This is a genomic window from Maribellus comscasis, assembly GCF_009762775.1.
Lineage (GTDB): Bacteria > Bacteroidota > Bacteroidia > Bacteroidales > Prolixibacteraceae > Draconibacterium > Draconibacterium comscasis.
Map to the genome: position 1 here is coordinate 5,763,675 of NZ_CP046401.1, position 21,307 is coordinate 5,784,981.

At 36.8% G+C, this 21,307-nt stretch carries 16 protein-coding genes; 12 read left to right on the plus strand and 4 right to left on the minus strand.

Features of this window, described 5'->3' with window-relative positions; all coding sequences use genetic code 11:
- Positions 1-10: 10 nt before the first annotated feature.
- From GM418_RS23420 to GM418_RS23435, 4 genes are read right to left on the minus strand one after another with little or no spacing between them, the layout of a single operon-like run.
- On the minus strand, positions 11-1,474 hold the full coding sequence (locus GM418_RS23420) for an arylsulfatase (RefSeq protein WP_158869629.1): 1,464 nt from the start codon (positions 1,472-1,474) through the stop codon (positions 11-13).
- A gap of 40 nt (positions 1,475-1,514) precedes the next feature.
- Positions 1,515-3,704, minus strand: coding sequence for an alpha-galactosidase (locus GM418_RS23425; RefSeq protein WP_158869630.1), 2,190 nt, complete (start codon positions 3,702-3,704; stop codon positions 1,515-1,517).
- Positions 3,705-3,715: 11 nt separating this feature from the next.
- Positions 3,716-4,729, minus strand: a complete 1,014-nt coding sequence (locus tag GM418_RS23430) for an aldose epimerase family protein (protein ID WP_158869631.1) — start codon at positions 4,727-4,729, stop codon at positions 3,716-3,718.
- 54 nt (positions 4,730-4,783) lie between these two features.
- Entirely contained in the window at positions 4,784-7,039 is a 2,256-nt protein-coding gene (locus GM418_RS23435; RefSeq protein WP_158869632.1) for an alpha-galactosidase, read from the minus strand.
- Between the two features lie 199 nt (positions 7,040-7,238).
- Here GM418_RS23435 and GM418_RS23440 point away from each other — a divergent pair, with 199 nt between their 5' ends.
- The 12 genes from GM418_RS23440 to GM418_RS23495 all read left to right on the plus strand — a co-directional run bounded on the left by GM418_RS23440 (position 7,239) and on the right by GM418_RS23495 (position 21,283).
- Positions 7,239-8,129 carry a helix-turn-helix domain-containing protein gene (locus tag GM418_RS23440; RefSeq protein ID WP_158869633.1) on the plus strand — a complete coding sequence of 297 codons (891 nt, stop codon included), beginning with the start codon at positions 7,239-7,241 and terminating at the stop codon, positions 8,127-8,129.
- 573 nt (positions 8,130-8,702) lie between these two features.
- Positions 8,703-9,476 carry a helix-turn-helix domain-containing protein gene (locus GM418_RS23445; RefSeq protein WP_158869634.1) on the plus strand — a complete coding sequence of 258 codons (774 nt, stop codon included), beginning with the start codon at positions 8,703-8,705 and terminating at the stop codon, positions 9,474-9,476.
- 75 nt (positions 9,477-9,551) lie between these two features.
- On the plus strand, positions 9,552-10,550 hold the full coding sequence (locus GM418_RS23450) for an NAD(P)-dependent alcohol dehydrogenase (RefSeq protein ID WP_158869635.1): 999 nt from the start codon (positions 9,552-9,554) through the stop codon (positions 10,548-10,550).
- A 387-nt stretch (positions 10,551-10,937) separates the two neighbouring features.
- The gene (locus GM418_RS23455; protein WP_217447577.1) at positions 10,938-12,251 is read left to right on the plus strand and encodes a serine hydrolase domain-containing protein; all 1,314 of its coding nucleotides are present in this window, start codon (positions 10,938-10,940) and stop codon (positions 12,249-12,251) included.
- A 49-nt stretch (positions 12,252-12,300) separates the two neighbouring features.
- Entirely contained in the window at positions 12,301-13,461 is a 1,161-nt protein-coding gene (locus GM418_RS23460; RefSeq protein ID WP_217447578.1) for a serine hydrolase domain-containing protein, read from the plus strand.
- A gap of 65 nt (positions 13,462-13,526) precedes the next feature.
- Complete coding sequence (locus GM418_RS23465; RefSeq protein WP_158869637.1) at positions 13,527-14,645, plus strand: ligand-binding sensor domain-containing protein; 1,119 nt, start codon at positions 13,527-13,529, stop codon at positions 14,643-14,645.
- 34 nt (positions 14,646-14,679) lie between these two features.
- Positions 14,680-16,023 (plus strand): serine hydrolase domain-containing protein, encoded by a 1,344-nt coding sequence (locus GM418_RS23470; RefSeq protein ID WP_158869638.1) that lies wholly within the window; start codon positions 14,680-14,682, stop codon positions 16,021-16,023.
- A 204-nt stretch (positions 16,024-16,227) separates the two neighbouring features.
- Positions 16,228-16,914: a DUF4386 domain-containing protein gene (locus tag GM418_RS23475; protein WP_217447579.1), complete on the plus strand. Its 687-nt coding sequence runs from the start codon at positions 16,228-16,230 to the stop codon at positions 16,912-16,914.
- A 504-nt stretch (positions 16,915-17,418) separates the two neighbouring features.
- Positions 17,419-18,771, plus strand: coding sequence for an amidohydrolase family protein (locus tag GM418_RS23480; RefSeq protein ID WP_158869639.1), 1,353 nt, complete (start codon positions 17,419-17,421; stop codon positions 18,769-18,771).
- 16 nt (positions 18,772-18,787) lie between these two features.
- A complete protein-coding gene (locus tag GM418_RS23485; protein ID WP_158869640.1) occupies positions 18,788-19,144 on the plus strand; it encodes a PKD domain-containing protein in 357 nt (118 codons plus the stop codon).
- A 108-nt stretch (positions 19,145-19,252) separates the two neighbouring features.
- Complete coding sequence (locus GM418_RS23490) at positions 19,253-20,545, plus strand: S41 family peptidase (RefSeq protein WP_158869641.1); 1,293 nt, start codon at positions 19,253-19,255, stop codon at positions 20,543-20,545.
- A 168-nt stretch (positions 20,546-20,713) separates the two neighbouring features.
- Entirely contained in the window at positions 20,714-21,283 is a 570-nt protein-coding gene (locus tag GM418_RS23495; protein ID WP_158869642.1) for a Crp/Fnr family transcriptional regulator, read from the plus strand.
- Positions 21,284-21,307: the final 24 nt, after the last annotated feature.

Genomic DNA, 21,307 nt, shown 5'->3' on the forward strand with positions numbered 1-21,307 from the left:
ACTTTGTTATTTAATTTTTTGCATTAATTAATGGTATAATCTCAAACTCATTTCTTGAGGATTCGAACAACTTTTCAAATTGTCTGACAACCTCTATATTCTGGTCTGCAACATCAACGAGTTCTTCGGGATCATTTTTGATGTTATACAATTCAAAAATTGTTTCTTTAGCTGTATCCCTGATATTGAGTTTTATAGCTTTCCATTGATCTTTCAGAATTGCCTGTTTTCCTCCCTGCTCATAAAATTCCCAATATAAATAGTCATGTTTCTCCGTTTGTTTCTGCCCAAAAAGAGCAGGCAAAAAAGATATACCATCTGTATCAGCAGGTTTTTCCCGGTCTGTTAATTCAGAAAAGGTGGGAAGGAAATCCCAAAATGCAAACAGATCATCGGATTTTGAATTCTCAGGAATTACTCCCGGCCAATAAGCTATAAAAGGTGTCTTTACCCCACCTTGATATAAATCGCGTTTCATCCCTCTGAAAGAGCCGTTTGAATTAAAAAAATCCATTTGGTGCCCACCTTCCTGATGCGGTCCATTGTCGGAACAAAATAAAACGAGGGTATTTTTATCAATTCCCATGTCAACTAACTTTTTAAGGATTAATCCTACAGAATTATCAATATTCCGGATCATTGCAGCAAAACCTTTTTCCTGGCTCGGCCAATTTTTTTGGCTAAATTCATAATAATCCGGAACTTCCATCCCATCCGGGCTCTTTTCATTATTGGCATGCGGGACGTTATAAGCCAGATAAAGAAAAAACTTGTCATCTTTATTTTTTTCAATAAAAGAAATTGCTTTAGAGTCAAACAAAAACGGGGCATATTCATTTTTAACTTCAGCTACCCCTTTACCTTCCCTAAGGGGATCAAGCCATGGGTTTACTCCATTAATTAATTGAGTTTTATTTTTTAATTGAATTTTCTCCCCGTTTTCAAATAAATATTCAGGATAAAAGTTATGCGCATGCCACATATTTATATAACCATAAAAGTACTCATATCCTTTCTTTGCCGGGTCATCATGAGGTAAATTCCCACCAATGCCCCATTTCCCAATTGCACCTGTTTTATAGCCAGCATTTTTAAATACTTTTGCTAAAGTAAGTTCTGAATTGCTGACCATTTGATCTAAATCATTTCCTCGCACAGAACAATGCCCTGTGTGCTTGCCGGTTAATAAACAGGCGCGGGAAGGCGCACACACTGTTGAGCCAGTATACATATTTGTAAAATGCATACCTTCATTCGCCATTTTATCTATATTAGGGGTTTTTAATGTTTGCTGCCCGTAAAAACTTATATCTCCATAACCTAAATCATCAACTAAAATCAGGATTACATTAGGTTCATTATCAGATTTAGTTTCATTCAAACATGAACTCAGCGTACCTAATATCCCTATTAGAAACAAAAAATGACGAAGTTTTAAATTTGTCTGTTTCGGTATTCTTTTTTTCTCCTTCATTACAAAATATTTTTGGATTATTGGTGTCAATTTTTTTATTCTAGTCTATTTCAGTTACTTCAAGGATTATACTTTGAAATGCCTTCCTCATATTAACCCTTAATCCAATAACCATTAAAAATTCTCCTGTAAATACTTGTCCTTCAAATCTTAAATTTTGTTCCGAAGCTTTATTTATCTCTGTAATTCGATACTTTTTATCAGGATCCAAACCTCCTAAGCGGATTGGTGGATTTACATATTTAAGGTTTTCTTTTAGATTAAAAGTAAAAAACACTGCCCGTTCCTTTCCGGGAGAAACGTACATCAAAGATGCTGAACCATTATTTTCGTAAGGAGATATTAGCCGGTACAAATCACCAAACTGTATTACATCCCTTATGGATTTATACATTTGAACAGCTTCTTTTGAAAATTGCCATTCTTCAGGGCTAAGGTCTTTGGGCTGCATTTCCATCCCCAGCCTTCCTGTCATTGCCACATCAAACCTGAATTTTAGTGGCAGTTCCCTGTCGGTTTGATGGTTTGGGGAGACACTCACGTGCGATGCCATGTTTATGGCAGGAAAAATATGGGATGTTCCCCATTGCATGTAAATACGGCTTAATGCATCGGTATTGTCGCTAGTCCAATACTCATGGAAATATTTCAGGTAACCGTAGGTCACCCTGCCGCCCCCGCTGGAACAAGCCTGCATAACGACATCGGGATGGGCCTGTACAATGCGGTTCAGTGTTTTTTGCAGCCCCTTGTGATATTCCACGTAAAAACGCGATTGATTGTTTGGCGAAAGTACAGATGAACCAATATTGGTCATAAAATGGTTGGCATCCCATTTTATATATCCTATCCCAGGATGTTTAACCAGTAAGTCATGAATAGTATGGAACACAAAATCCTGTACTTCCGGGTTGCACAAATCCAGTAACATTTGTGAGCCCCCCCTTCCCATTACTGTTTCGCGGTTGGGCTGGTGCACTATCCAGTCCGGGTGTTTTTCCGCCAGTTCACTTTTCAAATTTACCATTTCAGGTTCCAGCCAGATTCCAAATTTTATATTTTTACTTTTTGCCCTTTCAATTAGCGGCTCCAAACCATTTGGGAGTTTCTCCGTGTTCACTCCCCAGTCGCCTAAACTTGTGGTGGCATCATTTCGCGGGTATTTTTCTCCAAACCATCCATCGTCCATTACAAACAATTCTCCTCCCAAAGCAGCTATATCGTTGATCATATTCAACATTTTATCTTCCGAAATATCAAAATAAACTCCTTCCCAGCTGTTGAGTAGTACCATCCGCTCCTTGTGTCCGTCTCTGATTCCGTAATTCCGTGCCCAGCTATGCAGGTTCCTGCTGGCTTGCCCTTTGCCGTTCCTGCTGTAAGTCAGGATAAAAGCCGGAGTCCGGAATTCTTCACCACTATTCAGCACAATGCGTGAAACATCTTCATTTATCCCCGCAATAATATTTACCCGGTTTCTAGTGTCGGAATCGAAACTGAGTTTATAAGTTCCTGTCCACGATAGTGTCCCGGCAATTACTTCTCCCTCATTTTCTGAAGGTTTTCCGTCAAGGCTCAGCATAAATGATGGGTTATCACACTGGGTTCCCCTAATCCCGTTCCTGTTTTTGATTACTTTCATTCCTCTTTCCAGCTTTTCTTCAACCAGGTTAAATTCACCTCCCCAGTGCCCGTGAAAATGGGTAAGCCATGGGTTAAACGAGTAAACAGGAATATAGAATGATGCAAACCTGTAAAGCGTTACCGGTTCTTTTTCTTTGTGTGATATTACAGACCATGCCTCTATTACATCCTCATTAAAATATGCCCTGTAAAAAAGGGTGACTGTAAACGGATATTTATCGTCGTACAGTTTTACTGTGGTAAGGCTGGTATTGTCATCAGGTTTTGTTGTTTCAACTGATTCAAGGTACAGGTCGGTTGAAATATTCCCGTCGGAATGGCTTACCCGGAGTGCTTTTTCTTCGATGCAATTGATGCCAAACGTAGGATAGGCTTCTTCTCGTACACCAACCCCGCTGGTTGAAATTTTTGATAAATCGCCGGATTTAACACCATAATACCGGAACAGGAATTTCTCTCCTTTTTCTCCGGTAAAAACCAGGGTGGTATTTTTTGTTTCAATCCGATACGAACGATCATCAGCCTTTACTTTAAGTGTGATGATCACAATTAACAACAGTAGGAATAATAATTTGATTGGTTTCATTTCTTTAAAGTTTAGTTAATTACATCAAACCGGTAAATACAAACAGAATAATATTCTTCTCCGGGGAAAAGCATGGTAGAAGGGAATTGCTTAATATTCGGGCTATCAGGGAAATGCTGTGTTTCGAGGCAAAAGGCTGTTCGATGCCGATATGCGATCCCGTTTTTCCCAACGTCACTACCATTTAAAAAATTCCCTCCATAAAACTGAATGCCAGGTTCATTCGTAAACACTTCCATTGTTCTTCCTGATTCCGGTTCAACAACTTTAGCTGCCAAACGAATATCTTTATTCAGGCCAGATGCATCCAACACCCAGTTGTGGTCGTACCCCTTACCCAATATCAGTTGTTCATATTCCTCATCCACTCTTTTCCCGATTGAAACCGGCTCCCTGAAATCGAAAGGTGTTCCTTCAACCGGGGATATTTCTCCAGTTGGGATTAATCCTCCATCAACCGGAGTGTATGATTCTGCATTTATTTGGAGTATGTGGTTATTGATTGATTTTTCCAAATTTCCCGTCAGGTTAAAAAATGAATGATGGGTAAAGTTTACAATAGTTGCCTGGTTTGTCTCAGCAAAATATTCAATTTTTAATTCGTTGTTATCAGTGAGTGAATAAATAACTTTTACATCAAGGTTGCCGGGAAAACCTTCTTCCATATCCTTTGACAGGTACTTCAGTTTCAGTGTTTGCTTGTCTAATTGTTTTACATCCCATATTACATTGTGAAAACCACCACTTCCACCGTGGAGGGAATTATCGCAATTATTCTTTTCAAGAGTGTATTCTTTTTCTCCTATTGAAAATCTGGCATTTCCAATCCTGTTCCCATACCTCCCTATTGTGGCACCATAATATTTTTCATTTGAGCTTAAATAATCGGCAAGATTGTCATAACCCAATACAACATCCTCTAAATTCCCATTTCTATCAGGAACAAAAAGGCTTACTACCCGCCCTCCGTAACTGGTAATAGTGGTTTTAATCCCGTTTTTATTTTCAATTGTAAATAGTTTCATCTTGGTTTTTTAAAATTAATTAATCCCGACTGATTGTCAGAGGTTGCCAGGTGATTAAAATCTCACCTTGAACTTAAAATCGCCGGTCTTATTCGGATTAAAAGTGACTGCCATAATATTGTCATTCTCCTCCTTTACTGTGCATTTTGCACCATCGCACTGTGCATCGGCAAGATGAAATCCTTTGGGCACGTGCAATCTCATTGTTAAAGGAAATGATCCAACAAGTGCTATTTCCCCTTCAATTACCCTGTTCCTGTTATCCCATTTGTAAGCATTTAGTTCAAGGGCATTCTGGGTGATATGGCGGTCGCTGCTTACCCATTGAGGAATATCCTGCTTTTTGTGTATTGATAACAAGCGTACTGCATGGGCAGGGACTTCCAGTGCAAAACCGTCAGTTATTGTTCCGTAAGCTTTTTGTTCCCAAAATTCATAGATTAAATATTCATCCTCTGCCGGCAATCCTAATTCGTCCATCGAAAAAGAAATAGTTTTCGCTTCATCTTCCCAGTTAAAGAGGGCTACCACGTTATAATCGCCCAACAATTTATTTTCAATCTGTAGGTTCCATATTTGCAACATCGAAAAATAAGGGTACAGGCTTACCGGACGAACATCGGCAACAGGCAGGGTTTGTTGCAGTATTTTCATCTGACTTTTGGACAAACCAGCCAGTTTATCGCCAAAGAAAGTTAACTGCCCGGGCAAAGCAACAATCGTTGCTGAAACCCTTGCCTCTTCCAATGGCAAGTCATGAACCAGTAAAGTATCAGGGTCGGCTACCATTACGATATTGTGCGTAAAAATCTGGTTCATGGTACATGCCCCCTGATTATAAACGTTATGCCATTTTACCGGTTGATTGGGATGGACAATGTCGGCACCAAGCCTGGCTGCATCAGCATAATATGCTTCAGGACCTGAACTATGTCCTTGACAAGCTAAAAATACACGGTCTTCGCCAATACCTTCACGGAAGGTTTTTACACATTTTTCAAACGGATTTGAATAAGACGGATCTTTGAAACACTCCCGGATTTCCGGGCGTTCATACAAATGGGCACAATAATTATGAGACCGTCCCGACATGCCATCAATTTTAAAAAACTCGTATCCCCATTCCCGTGAAGCTTTATTAAACATCTTTTTTAAATGGTCTAACGCTTCTTGTACTGTTGGGTCTAACGTATAACGCCCATTCCATGAAGAAATAGGTTTGCCTTCTTTATCATGTAAAAACCAGTTTTTATGCTCGTCGTAGAACTTCTCGCTTCCGGTTCCAAACGGTGCCATCCATAAACCCGGGCGAAATCCCAAATCACGGATATCCTCAGCCAGTTGTTTCATACCTTCAGGAAACTGCTTTTCATTTACTTCAAGGTTCATATTAAAGAAATTACTGACCGGAAGTTGGTCTGAATTTCCCTGCCAGGATTCAATCGACCAAAATTCACAGCCAAATGGCTGCAAATATTTTTTCCCGATTTTGGCTTCATTAAGGTTATCTTCAGCAGTGGCTTTATCGAAATAAGTATTCCACGACATCCAGCCTGTTGGCGTTTTGGAGCACCTTTCCCTGTTCAAAGTATGATAGTAGGGAACATACCTGCTTTTTAAATAGTTTTTCTCAAGGTTCATGGAAAAGACTGACTCTGATGACTCTCCAATGTGTCCCGACATTTTAAATGAATACTCACCGTCACCCGTATTTTTTATGCTCAGATTTCCGGCATCCAGTTGCAGTATTGTATCATTTTCAGGAGCAAAAAGGGAATCGTTTTGTAAAGAATCGGTTATCCCGCAACTCAAGGACAAAACCCTCTCTCCTTCTTTTGCCCGTGTCCGGCAAGCAAAACTATTTTTGAAAAAAGTTATACCTCCCGTAAACGTTAAAATGCCTTTATAAGCCTGTGCTGTCCGATGGTAAAAGCAAATTTTCAACTCCTCTCCATTCGTGCACAAAACAAAATACCCCTGCACATCACCTTTCAAATCAACAAAAGCATAGCGGCTTTTTACTCCATCATGTGAATTAACAACTGTCCATTGATCCGTTCCCGAAGTAAAAATAAGTCTTCCGTGAATAAAAACATTGCCATTAACTATTGAAAGAGTTGATTCTGATTCGTTAAACGAAACTTTCCACTTTGTATAATCCGGCTCTTCAAAAGGTATATTTTTATTTCCTTTATTTAGGCCGGAAATAACAGGAATATTTCTATCGTCCAAAGTTGTGAAGCCACAAAGTGAAGATAGGGCAATTGACCCAACAGATGCCTTTTGTATAAATTCCCTTCTAGTTTTCATTGGTTAGTAATTTGTGGTTTTTTAATAAAATATCAGATAAACTGACATATATAGGAATTTTCTTCGTCAAATTATACTTCTTCATTCATTGTTATAACAAATTCATTATATACTTTTGAAAATGAAGTATTAGTTGGATATAAAAGTATATTGATGCAAAAAAAATATTACATACAAAATGACATAAATACTGTACAAAATGATATTCTCTGATAAAAAATTCTATAAATACCTGACTATTGGAGAGGAAGACAAACGTTGGGGGATATACCTCACCGGGGCAGGAAATATTATGATTGACAAACAAACTGAATATCCTCTCATAGACGACCCTTCGCATCACTATTTTCACTGGTCAATAGGAAGACGGATATCTGACTACCAGATTTTGTATATCACCAAAGGGAAAGGTATTTTTGAATCGGAGATAACCGGCACACGTAAAATTAATGCAGGTGATATTTTTATCCTTTTCCCCGGCATTTGGCACCGTTTTAAACCAGATGAAGACTCCGGCTGGGATGAATATTGGGTGGAATTTAACGGCGATTTGATACAACATTACCGGTTAAAAGAATTTTTATCTCCCGAGAATCCGGTAATTACCGTTGGAATACACGAAGATATTGCCCGAAATTACCTCCAGGTTATTCACTTACTAAAAGAGGAAAAACCGGGATTTCAGTATATTGCTTCGGGCTACATTGTTCAAATTCTGGGGCAAATATTTGCATCAAAAAAATACCATCCTTTTGAAGGGAAAGCCATCGAAAACCAAATCAGGCAAGCTAAACTTACGATCCTTGAAAACCTGCACCAATCAATTAGTCAGCAAGAGATAGCACGAAGCGCCGGAATGGGATATTCATTATTTCGGAAAAAATTTAAAGAATATACAGGTGTTTCGCCCGCCCAGTACCAAATTCAATTAAAAATTAATAAAGCCAAAGATTTGCTAATTGTATCAGATAAACCATTAAAGAATATATCTCATAATTTAGGGTTTGACACCTTTGATTATTTTTGCCGCCAATTCAAACAAAAAACAGGATTTACACCTTCCGAGTTCAGGGAAAAGAATAAACGATAATGTAAACAACCACCATTTGAGGCAGTGGCTTTCTAAAATTGTTGCCCATAAAAGAGGCGATATTCATTATTATCTTTCTCTCTCCTGATTAAATATAATGACAGAAGACTTCTTTATTGATCCTTTCTGTGCTCACAAAATATCTGTACTAGCTGATTCCCGGGATAGATTTGGTAAATTAATCATCCAGCCATCTGATACAATATAATTTACCCCATTCAGATAAACAGGTTCACTATTCTTTGTTAGATAACTTCCTTTTGGACGTATAACAATCACATCATTTTCAAATAGGCAATATATAAGAACCAATTTCAATATTCAGAAATCTGAATATCACTCCTAAACCGTTTTGGAAAACTTTTAATAAGAGAACTGGTTTATATCAAAAAGAATTCGTTTTCGCATTGGATTTTTCTTTTGTAAAGAAACCCAATAACTTTGAGGGAAAAGAGAATAATCATACATCTGCGATGAGTTTGAGAAATAATACCAAGTGAGTGAGTATATTTTTATTAATGAAGGTTTTAGTTGGGATAAGATGCAAAACCCAAAATTAGTAGTAAGAAAGCGATGGAGTATCGGGAAATAGCACCATGTAACGAACTTAAAGACTTCATCAGTCATTATTGGGTAGGTACTTGGGATACAAATAAGCAAGCACCTACTGAACTATATTATATTACTGCCAGTAGTTTAACAGAAATCACTTTCGCCTTTAGTGGTACTGAGAAACATGATGAGTTACTTTTTTCTATCGTGCAGGGACATACTCACATCCCTATGCAATCTCCTGTCCATGGATTTTTTCATTTGATTGGTGTTTCTCTTTATTCCTATGCTATCCCTTCAGTATTTAACCTCCCATCATTAGAATTAAATCAGGAATTTATTTCTTTAACAACTTTTCTGGGCAGAGATGGCAATGTCCTTAATGAAAAAATGGCGTTAGCCGAAACTACAGAACAGCGTATTGAAATCCTTAACTGCTATTTCAAATCTCTATTGAAAAATCAGAAAATAGTGGATCCGAAGATGATAAGAGCCATCCAGGAAATAAAAAGATATAATTGCAATCCTAAAATAATCGATCTGGCCGTTAATTCCTTCCTCTCTCAAAAACAGTTCAATAGACGTTTCAAAGAGTTTTCCGGTTTCAATCCCAAAGTTTATGCAAGAATTATCCGCCTTGAATCTGCCATAAAGAGATACCCTAATTTTCGTAACCTTACAGAGTTAGCGCATAACACCGGATATTATGATCAAGCCCACTTTATCCGCGAGTTCAAAGAGCTAACAGGCTTTAGTCCGAGAGAATTCTGGAAGCTGAGTGAGGATAAAAACTAAAATGTCCATTTTATACAATTTACCTATCTTTCAGGTAAATACCTTTGTCTGTTGTTTAGTATTGAATTAAAGATAATGAAAGCAGTTACAATTAAGAGATATGGAGCTCCGGATGTACTCCGGCTTGAAAACATTAAAAAACCTTCACATAAAGAAGACGAGGTATTAATAAGGATAAATGCTATACCTGTTACTACTGAAGACCCCTTACAAAGAAAAGGGGAACCATACTTTACAAGGTTATTTTTAGGTTTAACAAAACCAAAAAACTTTGTATTGGGTGCTGAATTTTCAGGAGAAATAGAATCAATAGGCAAAAATGTAAATGAATTTAAAATCGGAGATAAAGTATTTGGGCATTCGGGGAAGAATTTAGGCTGTTACGCAGAATATGTTTGTGTTCAGGAGCAAGGTTTATTATTAAAAAGGCCAAAAAACATGAATGACGAAGATGTAGCACCTGTATGTACATTTATGGCTGCCTGGAATTTTATGGCAGCCCTGGCAAAAGTAAAAAGCAACCAAAAAGTTCTTATTAATGGTGCTTCGGGAACAGTGGGTTCTGCTGCTGTGCAAATAGCAAAATCATTTGGAGCAAATGTAACAGGAGTATGCAGTACTGCGAATATGAATGTGGTAAGATCTTTAGGCGCCGATAAAGTTATTGATTATACGTGTGATAAATTCACAGAAAATGGAGAAGTATACGATATTATTTTTGATGTTGCTGATAAAAGTTCATTCTATTATTGCAAGAATTCGCTGACTATAAATGGGATATATCTTAATCCTGTTCTTAAGGTTTCTTTTCTAATTCAAATGTTATGGACTAAAATATTTGGTAAAAAGAAAGTAATGTTTTCAGCCACAGGTCTTCTATCTATTTCAAAACGAAAGAGATTCCTTAAAGAAATAACTAAACTTTTTGAAAGAGGAAAGTTAAAAACGATTATTGACAAAAGATATAGTTTGGAACAAATTGTTGAAGCTCACAAGCATATTGAAAGCGGGAACAAAAAGGGAAATGTCGTTATAAACCTTTATCAAACAAGAGAAACAAGCACAATAGAATAGATAGCCGGTTGTGAGCTAAGGAACAAAATACCGAGGGATAGATTTCCATTCCATTTTACGGAATTAATTTAGTTGTAAAGTTTCTGAAACGGGTTGTAGTTTGAAAGAATTCTGGAAGTTGAATTAGGACAAAACGTAGAATGTCCATTTTATACAATTTTGTTCTCTTATCCTAAAATATCTTTGCCTGAATATTAAAACAGGTCAATAATTAAAAATGTATTTTGTAATTATAATGAGGAAATCGCAATGAAACAATTAGGTGTTTTAATTTTAATTTTTATCTCCTGCACGACACAAGCTCAAGTAAAAAAAGATTCGAATCTGTTTATAGTGTTAAAAAAGCAAGACAGCATTTTCTTCGAACGCGGCTTTAACCAATGTGATATGAATTATTTAGAAAGTCACATTGCCAATGATTTAAAATTTTACCACGACCAAAGTGGTTTCCAAAATAGAGATGTTTTTTTTGATAACACCCAAAAATACATCTGTTCCGGTTCGGTAAAAAAACCAATTCGTAAAGTAGATGCAAATACTTTGGAAGTATTTCCTCTTTATAACAATGGAGATTTATATGGTGCCATACAAAAAGGTATTCACCATTTCTATTTAAGGGAAACCGGTAAAGATGACGTTTGGACCAGTACTGCAAAATTTACTCATGTTTGGGTTTTAGAAAATAAGATATGGAAATTAAGCGAAGTTCTTAGTTTTGATCATCAAGACCCGGTTGATGAAAATCCTAAAAGCGGGATTGAAAAGTTACTAATAAATAGCAATGTACCTGCATTAGGAATTGGCATAATAGAACATGGTAAATTAACTAAGGTTGAGGTTTATGGAACGCTTGATAAACAAACGACTGCGCCTTACAATACGATTTTTAAAGTTGCCTCGCTGACAAAACCCATTGTTGCGCTCGTAACTTTAAAACTGATTGATAGCGGATTACTGGGCATGGATGAGCCGTTGCATAAGTTTTGGGTTGATCCTGACATTAAAGAAGATAAGCGATACAAAAAATTAACACCAAGGCTTGTTCTTACCCACCAAACCGGATTTCCAAATTGGCGTTATATGACCCCAGAGAATAAACTTTCTTTTCAATTTGACCCCGGAACCAAATATCAATATTCCGGAGAGGGGTTCGAGTATTTGCGAAAAGCGATTGAAAACAAACTTGACAAAAGCATTGAGGAACTTGCTGATGAGTATTTGTTTACCCCTTTAAAAATGTTGGATACTTATTTTTGGTGGAAACCTGAAATGGACGAGACAAGGTACGCCCGGAACTTTAATGTAAAAGGAGAAGAGATAGAAACGGAAAAATATTACGAGGCAAATGCTGCAGCCAATCTTCTAACGACTGTAGAGGATTATGGCAGGTTTTTGGAATATACCATCAATGGAGCTGATCTTTCTGAAGACTTATACCAGGAAATGCTTAAACATCAGGTTCAACTGCGAGAAAATGATTTTTTTGGATTGGGTTGGGAAATATTAACAGGTTTCAGCGGAGATGAATATGCTTTATTGCATACAGGTAAGGATCCCGGTGTTAGTACCCTGGCAATAATGTTCCCAAAATCTGAAAATGGATATCTGATTTTTTTAAATGGCGATAATGCAGATAAAATTTACGAAGAGTTATTGACAAACAGACTTTATTTGGGTAATGAATTGTGGAACAAAAGATAAGTGTTGGATAATAAAAATCTTCATCTTATTCTGCTCTCCCTAAAATTCTATGGCAGATTATCAAATTGGTCAACGTTTAAATATTATTTTCATGAAAAGAATTAAAAAGAGACAGTTTATGCGTCATGCTATTTGGCTAATATTTCTCGTTTCCAACTTCAAAGGATACACACAAGATATATCTGTTGAAGGGACTAATGGCAAATTCATAAGTAAGGCAAATCTTACTTATGAAATAGAAAGAATAAGGCAACAGGAAAGACTACCTGGGATATCAATAGCTATAATTAACAAAAGTGAATTAGCATATCACGAAGTGTTTGGAGTATCAAACGCTGAAACAAAAGAAGCTGTAGATAATCAGAGTGTTTTTGAAGCAGCATCACTCTCCAAGCCTATTTTTGCCTACTTCGTTATGAAAATGGTGGAACAAGGGAAGATAGATCTAGATAATCCTTTGTACGAATACCTACCCAATCCGGGAATTGCAGAAGAATATCAAGAAGATGCAAAGCTGATTACTGCAAGAATGGTATTGGCCCATCAAACCGGCCTTCCAAACCATGCATTGGGCGAAAAGATGAAATTAGCATTTAAACCCGGCACTGATTTTTTTTACTCTGGTGAAGCATATCAATATTTGGCAGCTGTCATTGGGCTACAGTATAGCCTTAATTGGAAAAAAGATATCAATACTCTTTTCAAGAAAAAGGTTCTTGAACCTTTAAATATGCCTCGCTCAACTTTTGCATGGAACGATTATTTGGCAGAGCATAAAGTCTATGGTCATAATAAAGACGGTGTTCCCCAATTAAACCATCCTGGTCCTGACTATTATTGGGACGGAGGATTCCAAGCGTACTCAAGCCTCCATTCGGAAGCCGCAGAATATGCCAATTTTATTATTGCAATGTTAAAACGCGAGGGCTTAAAAAAGGAAACTTTTGATGAGATGCTCAAGGAGCAAACACGCTTTAGTGATGATAATCCCCTAAAGCAACAAATTGGACAAACCGGCTGGGGACTTGGATTTGCGCAAAAGGCCGATGAGGATTATACCATGCATATGCACACAGGTAATAATCATGACTTTCAAGCCTATGCCATGTTTATCCCTGAAAAAGAGTATGGGGTAGTGGTATTTACGAACAGTGATAAAATGATTCCTTTTTTGATGAAACTGTCAGAAGTATTGGGACCTCAATTTTGATTCCTGTTCAAAGAGAGTTTCAATGAAAATTTACTATTACCAATGTAGAAAACAGTCAGATAATAATGACAATAAAGCAAAACAAAAAATATCAATTAACACTTATCTCTTTATTTTTTGTTGTATTAACATATTCTTGCTCTAATAAAAGACAAACAAAAGAAGAAACTCCTGCTGTACAAGCCGGAAATAATGTTCGATTCATGAATAATAGAGCTGAGATTAATGCTATGCGATTAAAATTTACAACTGGGGTTCGTTCAATTTTAGAGGATAGCAATGGCAATATTTGGTTTGGTAGTGATCAGGAGGGAGTTGGTTTGTTTCATAAAGGAGAGTTCAAATATTTCACAGTAGAAAATGGGTTAAGCGACAATCAGGTTAGGAACATCTATGAAGATGAAAATGGCATAATTTGGTTTGAAGGTGGAAAAGGGATAAGTAGTTATAATGGATTAACAATAAATCCTCACAAAGAAAGAAATTATAGCTTAAAAGATGAGTGGAAATTAAATGACAGTGACCTTTGGTTTAAGGGAGATGAAACTGTTGGCTACAATGAGCTTGAAGGATATCCGGGAGTGTATCAATATAACGGACAAACGTTTTCATATCGAACATTTCCTGTTAAGCCAAAAGAAGGAGAGCAAAATTACTACTCTGTTACAACGCCATACATCAAAAGCAAAAATGGAAATCTTTGGTTTGGAACATATGGCGCCGCTATTGGATATAATGGTTCAGATTTCGTAATAATTGACAATGACTATCTTGGACTAAACGACGAAACAGGTTTTTTGCATATCCGAAGTATAATGGAAGACAGCAAAGGAAATCTTTGGATTGGAAATAATGGAATTGGCGTTTTTAAATATAATGGAGCAAAAGCAATCCATTTCACAAGGCAACAAAAACTGAAAAAGGAGGACACTAACGGCAATTCTCTTGAAAGAATTTTTGCCATTGGAGAGGATACTTTGGAAAATATTTGGTTTGGCACGGTGGAATCTGGTGTTTGGAGATATGACGGTAAGTCCCTAACAAATTTCACTAAAGAGGACGGACTCGAAAGTGAACATATATGGACCATATATAAAAGCAAACAAGGAGAATTGTGGTTTGGTGGTGCAAATCCATGTGGTGTTTATGTATTCAATGGAAGATCTTTTGAAAGGAAATATTAATAGAAAAGGAATACCCTGTAATATAATCCAAATTATGACATCAATAAATCATAAAACAACAGTTGTACTTTTGTTAACTTTACTTCTGAAGTTAATATCACTTTGGGGTGTTGCCCAAAATATAGATATCAAAAAGCTGGGCACCTACTTTAATACATTGGAAGCCAATAATAAATTAATGGGGAGCATAGCTATTCTTAAGGATGGCGATATAGTACATACAAAGCAGGTTGGATATTCCGATATCGATTCAAAACAAAAACCTGATGAAAATACCAAATACCGAATTGGTTCTGTTTCAAAAGTATTTACAGCAGCACTTATATTCAAAGCAACAGAGGAAGGAAAAATTACATTTGATAAAACGATTGATTCTTATTTCCCTGAGATAGAAAATTCAGATAAAATCACAATTTCGAACCTGCTCAGTCACAGGAGTGGTATTCATAGTTTCACAGATAACAAAGAAGAATTTTTAAGTTATCACACCAGGTCAAAGACTCAAAAAGAAATGATTGAAATTATATCTAAAGGAGGAAGTGATTTTACACCCGATGAGGAAGCCTCCTATAGTAATTCAAACTATGTTTTGCTATCGTATATCCTGGAAAAACTTTACAAAAAATCATATGCCGAGATATTAGAAGATGAAATTACCAGGCCTTTAAAACTAACCAACACTTTTTTAGGTGGCAAAATAAATGCAGAGAATAACGAATGTTATTCGTATCGATTTGAAAAGAAATGGAAAAAAACAGATGAAACAGATTCGTCAATTGTTACAGGTGCCGGAGGAATCGTTTCTACACCTACAGACTTAATTCGCTTTGCCCAGGCTTTATTCAGCAATAAAATACTATCAGCAGAAAGTGTTGAGAAAATGAAAACCATTCAAGACAAATTTGGAATGGGGCTTTTAGAAATTCAGTATTATGACAAGGTCAGTTATGGTCATAATGGTGAGATTGATGGCTTTACATCTGTATTGAGATACTTTCCGGAAGAAAGCTGTGCTTTTGCAATCATTTCCAACGGAAACAATTACAGTATGAATTTAATTGCAGTAAGTCTCGTTAACAGTCTTTTAAATAAGTACTATGATATTCCAGACTTTAGGGTCTATGAACCAAAAGCGAAAGAACTAAACCAATATGTAGGCATCTATTCAAGCCCTGAATTCCCGGTAAAACTTACAGTCACCAAATTGGGTAAGCAGTTATACGTTGAGGCAACCGGCGATTCTAAAATGAACTTGCAAGCTACAGCTACAGGTGAGTTTAAATATGAGCCCGCAGGTATAAAAATTAAATTTATTCCCGAAAAGCAACAACTGATACTGACTCAACAAGGTAAGGTTAGCACGCTGCTAAAAGAATAATCAATAACTGAATTGTTTTCTGTTTTTTCTCTGAAGTGGTCATTTCTTCGTTATTGTAAATGTCCCCAAATGTCCATTTTATCCAATTTTATCCCAAAGCAAGTAAGTAGTTTTGTTTTAAAATAATGATGTCTTCAAAAGTAGATAAATTCTGAAACAGAACAGTCAGAAATAATGACAGTGAATAACATAAAAGATCGTAAAATGAAAACTATAGAAACAAAAAAGAATGCGAGAATCGCAGGAGGACTAATAATTCTTGGAATGATTACAGGATTACTCAGTGTATCTTCTGATGTAGATTCTTTCGAATACCTTACCCAGGCAGCAGCAGAAGCAAATAAGGTTATTTTTGCTGCAATCTTTCAATTTGTACTTGCACTAATTTATATAGGAATAGCCCTATTGTTTTATCCCGCTTTAATAGCCGTAAACAAAGACTTAGCTATTGGTTTTCTGAGTTTTAGAATAATTGCAACCACATTGATGGTGGTTGGAACTGTGTTGCTTTTGTCAATACTACTTTTAAGCCAGGGTCACGTAAGTGCATCCGGTTATAATGCAGAGACACTTGAAATCACCGGTAACATGCTCAAATACACACGGGATTACTTTAATCATGTTTTTATGGTTTTAGTGTTGGGAACAAGCAATGTCATCCTTTATTACCTATTCTTCAAATCAAAGCTGATACCTCAATGGATATCTGTCGGGGGATTTACAGGCACTGTATTATCAATAATGGCAAGTATTCTACTTTTATTTCAGGTAGTAGACGTAATAACTACAGAATATTTGATTTTAAACGCTCCTACTGCGTTGATTGAACTTCTATTGGGAATTTGGTTATTATTCAAGGGATTTAACCTTCAAAACATATCCGAAGCATAATTCAATCTTTTACTATGTAATTATATATGAAAATAAAACACCAAAATTAAAAATGAACTTGAGGTACGTGAATTGCTTCTATTACCAGTACAAAAAAAGCTATCGTTTAAGTATCTTCTTTTTATTCTTCTCTGTCTTCATAAACTTCAACACAGCCTCATAATCTTCTACTAAAAAGTTCGACATTTTTCCGGTCAGGTTCACTTTTAAATCTACATGCAGCATAAGCCTCTCTATGAGAGGTTTTTTTATGTTCGAACTTTTTAGAACCCAATCAGCCATAATAACATAAGAAACTGAAATCAAAAACTTTACAATGTTCGAACTTTTTGATTCTTTTAAGATGAATTAAATTAAATAAAGAAAATCTGTTAATTCCTATCTTATACAAACTAAAATCAAAACAATTTTCTTCTTATTTAGTATATCTCTTCTTGATTTGAATCAATCCTGCTTTACTATTTCGCATGTTTCTTTGTTTCAACAATTTTAAACAACAGAAACATGAAAACAATTTTAATCCAACATGGGACAGTTTTAACACTGCAAAATGGTGTCTTTGTTCCGAAAGTAGCAGACATACTTGTAAAAAACGGCAAAATCGTAAAGATTGAAAATGAAATCAATCATCCGGTGGATGATGAAATTATTGATGCTTCAGGAATGATTGTCATGCCAGGATTTGTTGATACACACCGTCATTTATGGGAAACAGCTTTTAAAGGCCTTGCCGGAAACTGGACTTTGATGGAATATTTAAATGGAGTTCTTGGTGGGATTGCACCTGATTTTGAGCCGAAAGATGTTTACACCGGAAATCTTCTTGGGGCACTTGAAGCTATTAATTCCGGAATCACTACCATTTTTGACTGGTCTCACATTATGAACTCAATGGAACATGCTGAAGCAGCCATTCAGGCGCTTCGCGATTCAGGGATTCGGGCAAAATTTGGTTATGGCACCCCAGGCACTTCTGTTTGGGAATGGTTTTACGAAAGTAAATTAAAACATCCGCTTGAAGCAAAAACCGTCCGTAAAAAACTATTGCCATCTGATGAAGAACTCGTAACCATGGCACTGGCCATTCGCGGACCAGAATATTCAACCATGGAAGTTACCAGTCACGACATTCTTTTAGGTCGCGAACTGGGTTTACAAGTTTCAATGCATATTGGTGGAGGCGCTTTTGGGCCCAGGTATAACGGAGTTCAGAAACTTTTTGAAGCAGGATTACTCGAACCCGACCTGAATTTTGCACATGCAAATACCATCAGCGAAAATGATTTTAAAATACTTGCCAACCACAACTGCTCCATTTCGGTCACTCCTGAAGTTGAACTTCAGATGGGATTGGGGCTGCCCGCAACAGGAAAAGCCATAAAAAACCGGATAACCTGCGGACTTGGTGTTGATGTGGTAACTGCCACTTCAGGTAATATGTTCGACCAAATGAAGGTTGCACTTCAGGCAGAACGGGCCATTCAGAATGAAATTCTGTATCAGAAAGGCGAGATGCCGGAGAAACTGACCATTACCGATTCCGACATCCTGAAAATGGCTACCTTAGGTGGTGCTCAAACCATCGGCCTCGCCGACAGGACAGGTTCACTTGAAGTGGGTAAACAGGCTGACATCATTCTTATTGACACACGTAACATTTCAATTGCACCATCTGTAAATCCGGTGTCTTCGGTGGTTCTTTATGCCAAAGAAAATCATGTTGATACAGTAATGGTAGGTGGGAAAATAGTAAAAAGGCACGGCACACTTATTTACCCTCATTTACAGGAATTAATGGAAAATGCCCGGAAATCTGCCACACGCATTTTAAATAAAAAACCGGTTAAGGTTATTTAGTTAAAAAGCAACCAAAATGAAGAGTATAGTCCAATTCATTCTAGTAACACTAATGCTGCCTACAATGTCGTGCAAAGAGGAAGACTGCAATCCCGATTGTGATAATATTGGAACTCCAATTGCCGCATTTGAATATTCGAGGTTCAGGTGTGAGAACTCATCCAACAACTGTGTTCAGTTTCAGAACATTTCAGAAAACACAACTGAAAAATCAACCTATTTATGGATTTTTGGTGATGGTGAAACTTCTGATAATAAGAATCCTGCCCACCGGTTTAAAGATTATGGCGAATTTAATGTGGTTTTGCATGTAACCAATTGCAGCGGAAAAGCATCTTATTATTCGGAAACAATAAACATCGGTTTTGATTGACTGTAATTTTATCGGATTGGAAATTACTTTAATCAGAATCTTCGAAAACAATTAAATAACAGGGAACCGGTTCCGTAAGAATCGGTTCCTTACTTATAACAGAAAAAGATGAAAAAACTAATTGGCATTTTTGCGATAGCTTTGCCTTTCATTTGCAGTAGCCAGATCTCAACATCAGAGAAAGAGGAAACCATTCAGAAAATTCTGGAGGTTCTTGAAAAAAGATATATTTTCCCTGAGGTTGCCGACAGCATGGTTCGCTATGTTAACACATTTGCAGAATCCGGTAAATATGATACTATTTCAACTAGAGAAGAATTTGCATTTCAATTGACTACCGATCTTCAATTTGTATCGAAAGATCTTCATCTCAAAGTTCAGTTTGATGAACAATCACCAAAGCAGGCAGAAAAATCAGAGAATGAAAATTTCACTGAAGATGAATGGATAAGATCGTTAATGGTTGAGAATAACTATGGAATTAAATCAAAAAAGATACTTGACGGAAATATTGGATATCTTGAAATTCCGATGTTCGGGCCGCTTAATTTGGTCGCTGATTCAATACGATCAGCTATTCATTTTATTGAAAATACAGACGTGTTAATTCTTGACCTACGCTCGTGCCGGGGCAGTCTCGATGAAAATACAATCCCGTTTTTGTGCAGCTACTTCTTTGATGAGCCGGTACATTTATTTGATTTTTATACCCGCGAAACCAATTCAACAAAACAATTCTGGACTTATGCCTGGGTTCCGGGAGAAAAGTATCTTGAAAAACCGATTTATATTTTAACCAGCGGAAGAACATTCTCCGGTGGCGAGGAACTGGCTTACGACTTAAAACATTTAAACCGTGCTGAAATTATTGGTGAAAAAACAAAGGGTGGAGCAAATCCGACTGATTATGTGAGATTAAATCGCTCCTACTCGGCATCGGTTCCCTATATGAGGTCAATAAACCCGGGCACAAACACAAACTGGGAACACATTGGTGTTCAACCGGATATTGAAGTAAAATCGAACATGGCGTTGTATACGGCTCATGTTGATGCTTTATCTTGGCTTTACCAGACGACAATTGACGAAAATCAACGCATCGCTTTAAACAAAACCTTAAAAGAAGTTGAAGCCGGCAAACCGCAATTCAGACAAATTGAATTTAAATTAAAAGGATTTGAAAATGCCAAAGAGGTATTTATTGCAGGTTCGTTTAATTCGTGGGCGGCAAAAAATATTCCTTTAAAAAAGCAGGATGGCTATTGGACCGGAAACGTGGAGTGTGAACCGGGAAATGTTAGCTACCAATTTATTGTTGACGGGCGCTGGATTACTGATCCTGAAAATCCGCAAATTGTAACAGAAAATGGATACAAACATTCATTTCTGTTTGTGAAATAATATCACTCATTATAGAAGATAGGTAAGCGTAAAATTCTGATTTAATTCCATTGCCGTACCTGGAAACAAACCAAATATTAAAACTGGATTAAGCAAAATGGTCAAACGGTTGTTATATTGTCAAATTTAATTTCAAAATTTTCAACAACTCCAGAATATTAGAGATCAATGAACCGAATTTTCTTTAACATTCAGCGCACTTTTAATACAAACTCTGAGGAACAGAATGCAATCCGGAATGCAGCCCGGATTAAACATCTGGCAAAAAATGAGATCTTCCTGCGCGAAGGCGATGTTTGCAAATCGATAGGATTGATAGAAAAAGGAAGTATGCGGTTGTATTACGATTCGCCGGAAAAAGAAGTTTGTAATGATTTCTTTTTTGAGAACTCGGTTGTGGGTTCATTTGCCAGTTTTTTAACCGAAATGCCTTCGATAGTTAGTATTGCCGCCATTGAAGACTGCGAAATAATTTTATTTGAAAAATCAGATTTATTCCTGTTGATACAAAAGTACCCGTCACTAAAACGATTGGCTGATTTTATTCTTCAGGAACAATTTCTAAGAGCCGAGAAACGTGAAGAGGCACTTTTGAAATTTTCACCTGAAAAACGCTTTAAAAACCTGCTGGAAGAACATCCAAAAATTTTTAAACGTGTACCACTACATTATGTAGCCAGTTATCTGAATATCACGCCGGAAACATTAAGTCGTTACCGGACCCGCTTTTTAGTGTGACGTTCTTGATTTGAATCAAGAGCA

Coding starts and splice junctions, on each gene's coding strand:
- GM418_RS23460 (WP_217447578.1), top strand. CDS start 12,301: ATGGCAGATTATCAAATTGGTCAACGTTTAAATATTATTTTCATGAAA.
- GM418_RS23430 (WP_158869631.1), bottom strand. CDS start 4,729: ATGAAACTATTTACAATTGAAAATAAAAACGGGATTAAAACCACTATT.
- GM418_RS23475 (WP_217447579.1), top strand. CDS start 16,228: ATGAAAACTATAGAAACAAAAAAGAATGCGAGAATCGCAGGAGGACTA.
- GM418_RS23425 (WP_158869630.1), bottom strand. CDS start 3,704: ATGAAACCAATCAAATTATTATTCCTACTGTTGTTAATTGTGATCATC.
- GM418_RS23455 (WP_217447577.1), top strand. CDS start 10,938: ATGAATTATTTAGAAAGTCACATTGCCAATGATTTAAAATTTTACCAC.
- GM418_RS23440 (WP_158869633.1), top strand. CDS start 7,239: ATGATATTCTCTGATAAAAAATTCTATAAATACCTGACTATTGGAGAG.
- GM418_RS23450 (WP_158869635.1), top strand. CDS start 9,552: ATGAAAGCAGTTACAATTAAGAGATATGGAGCTCCGGATGTACTCCGG.
- GM418_RS23435 (WP_158869632.1), bottom strand. CDS start 7,039: ATGAAAACTAGAAGGGAATTTATACAAAAGGCATCTGTTGGGTCAATT.
- GM418_RS23465 (WP_158869637.1), top strand. CDS start 13,527: ATGACAATAAAGCAAAACAAAAAATATCAATTAACACTTATCTCTTTA.
- GM418_RS23420 (WP_158869629.1), bottom strand. CDS start 1,474: ATGAAGGAGAAAAAAAGAATACCGAAACAGACAAATTTAAAACTTCGT.
- GM418_RS23485 (WP_158869640.1), top strand. CDS start 18,788: ATGAAGAGTATAGTCCAATTCATTCTAGTAACACTAATGCTGCCTACA.
- GM418_RS23470 (WP_158869638.1), top strand. CDS start 14,680: ATGACATCAATAAATCATAAAACAACAGTTGTACTTTTGTTAACTTTA.
- GM418_RS23445 (WP_158869634.1), top strand. CDS start 8,703: ATGGAGTATCGGGAAATAGCACCATGTAACGAACTTAAAGACTTCATC.
- GM418_RS23480 (WP_158869639.1), top strand. CDS start 17,419: ATGAAAACAATTTTAATCCAACATGGGACAGTTTTAACACTGCAAAAT.
- GM418_RS23495 (WP_158869642.1), top strand. CDS start 20,714: ATGAACCGAATTTTCTTTAACATTCAGCGCACTTTTAATACAAACTCT.
- GM418_RS23490 (WP_158869641.1), top strand. CDS start 19,253: ATGAAAAAACTAATTGGCATTTTTGCGATAGCTTTGCCTTTCATTTGC.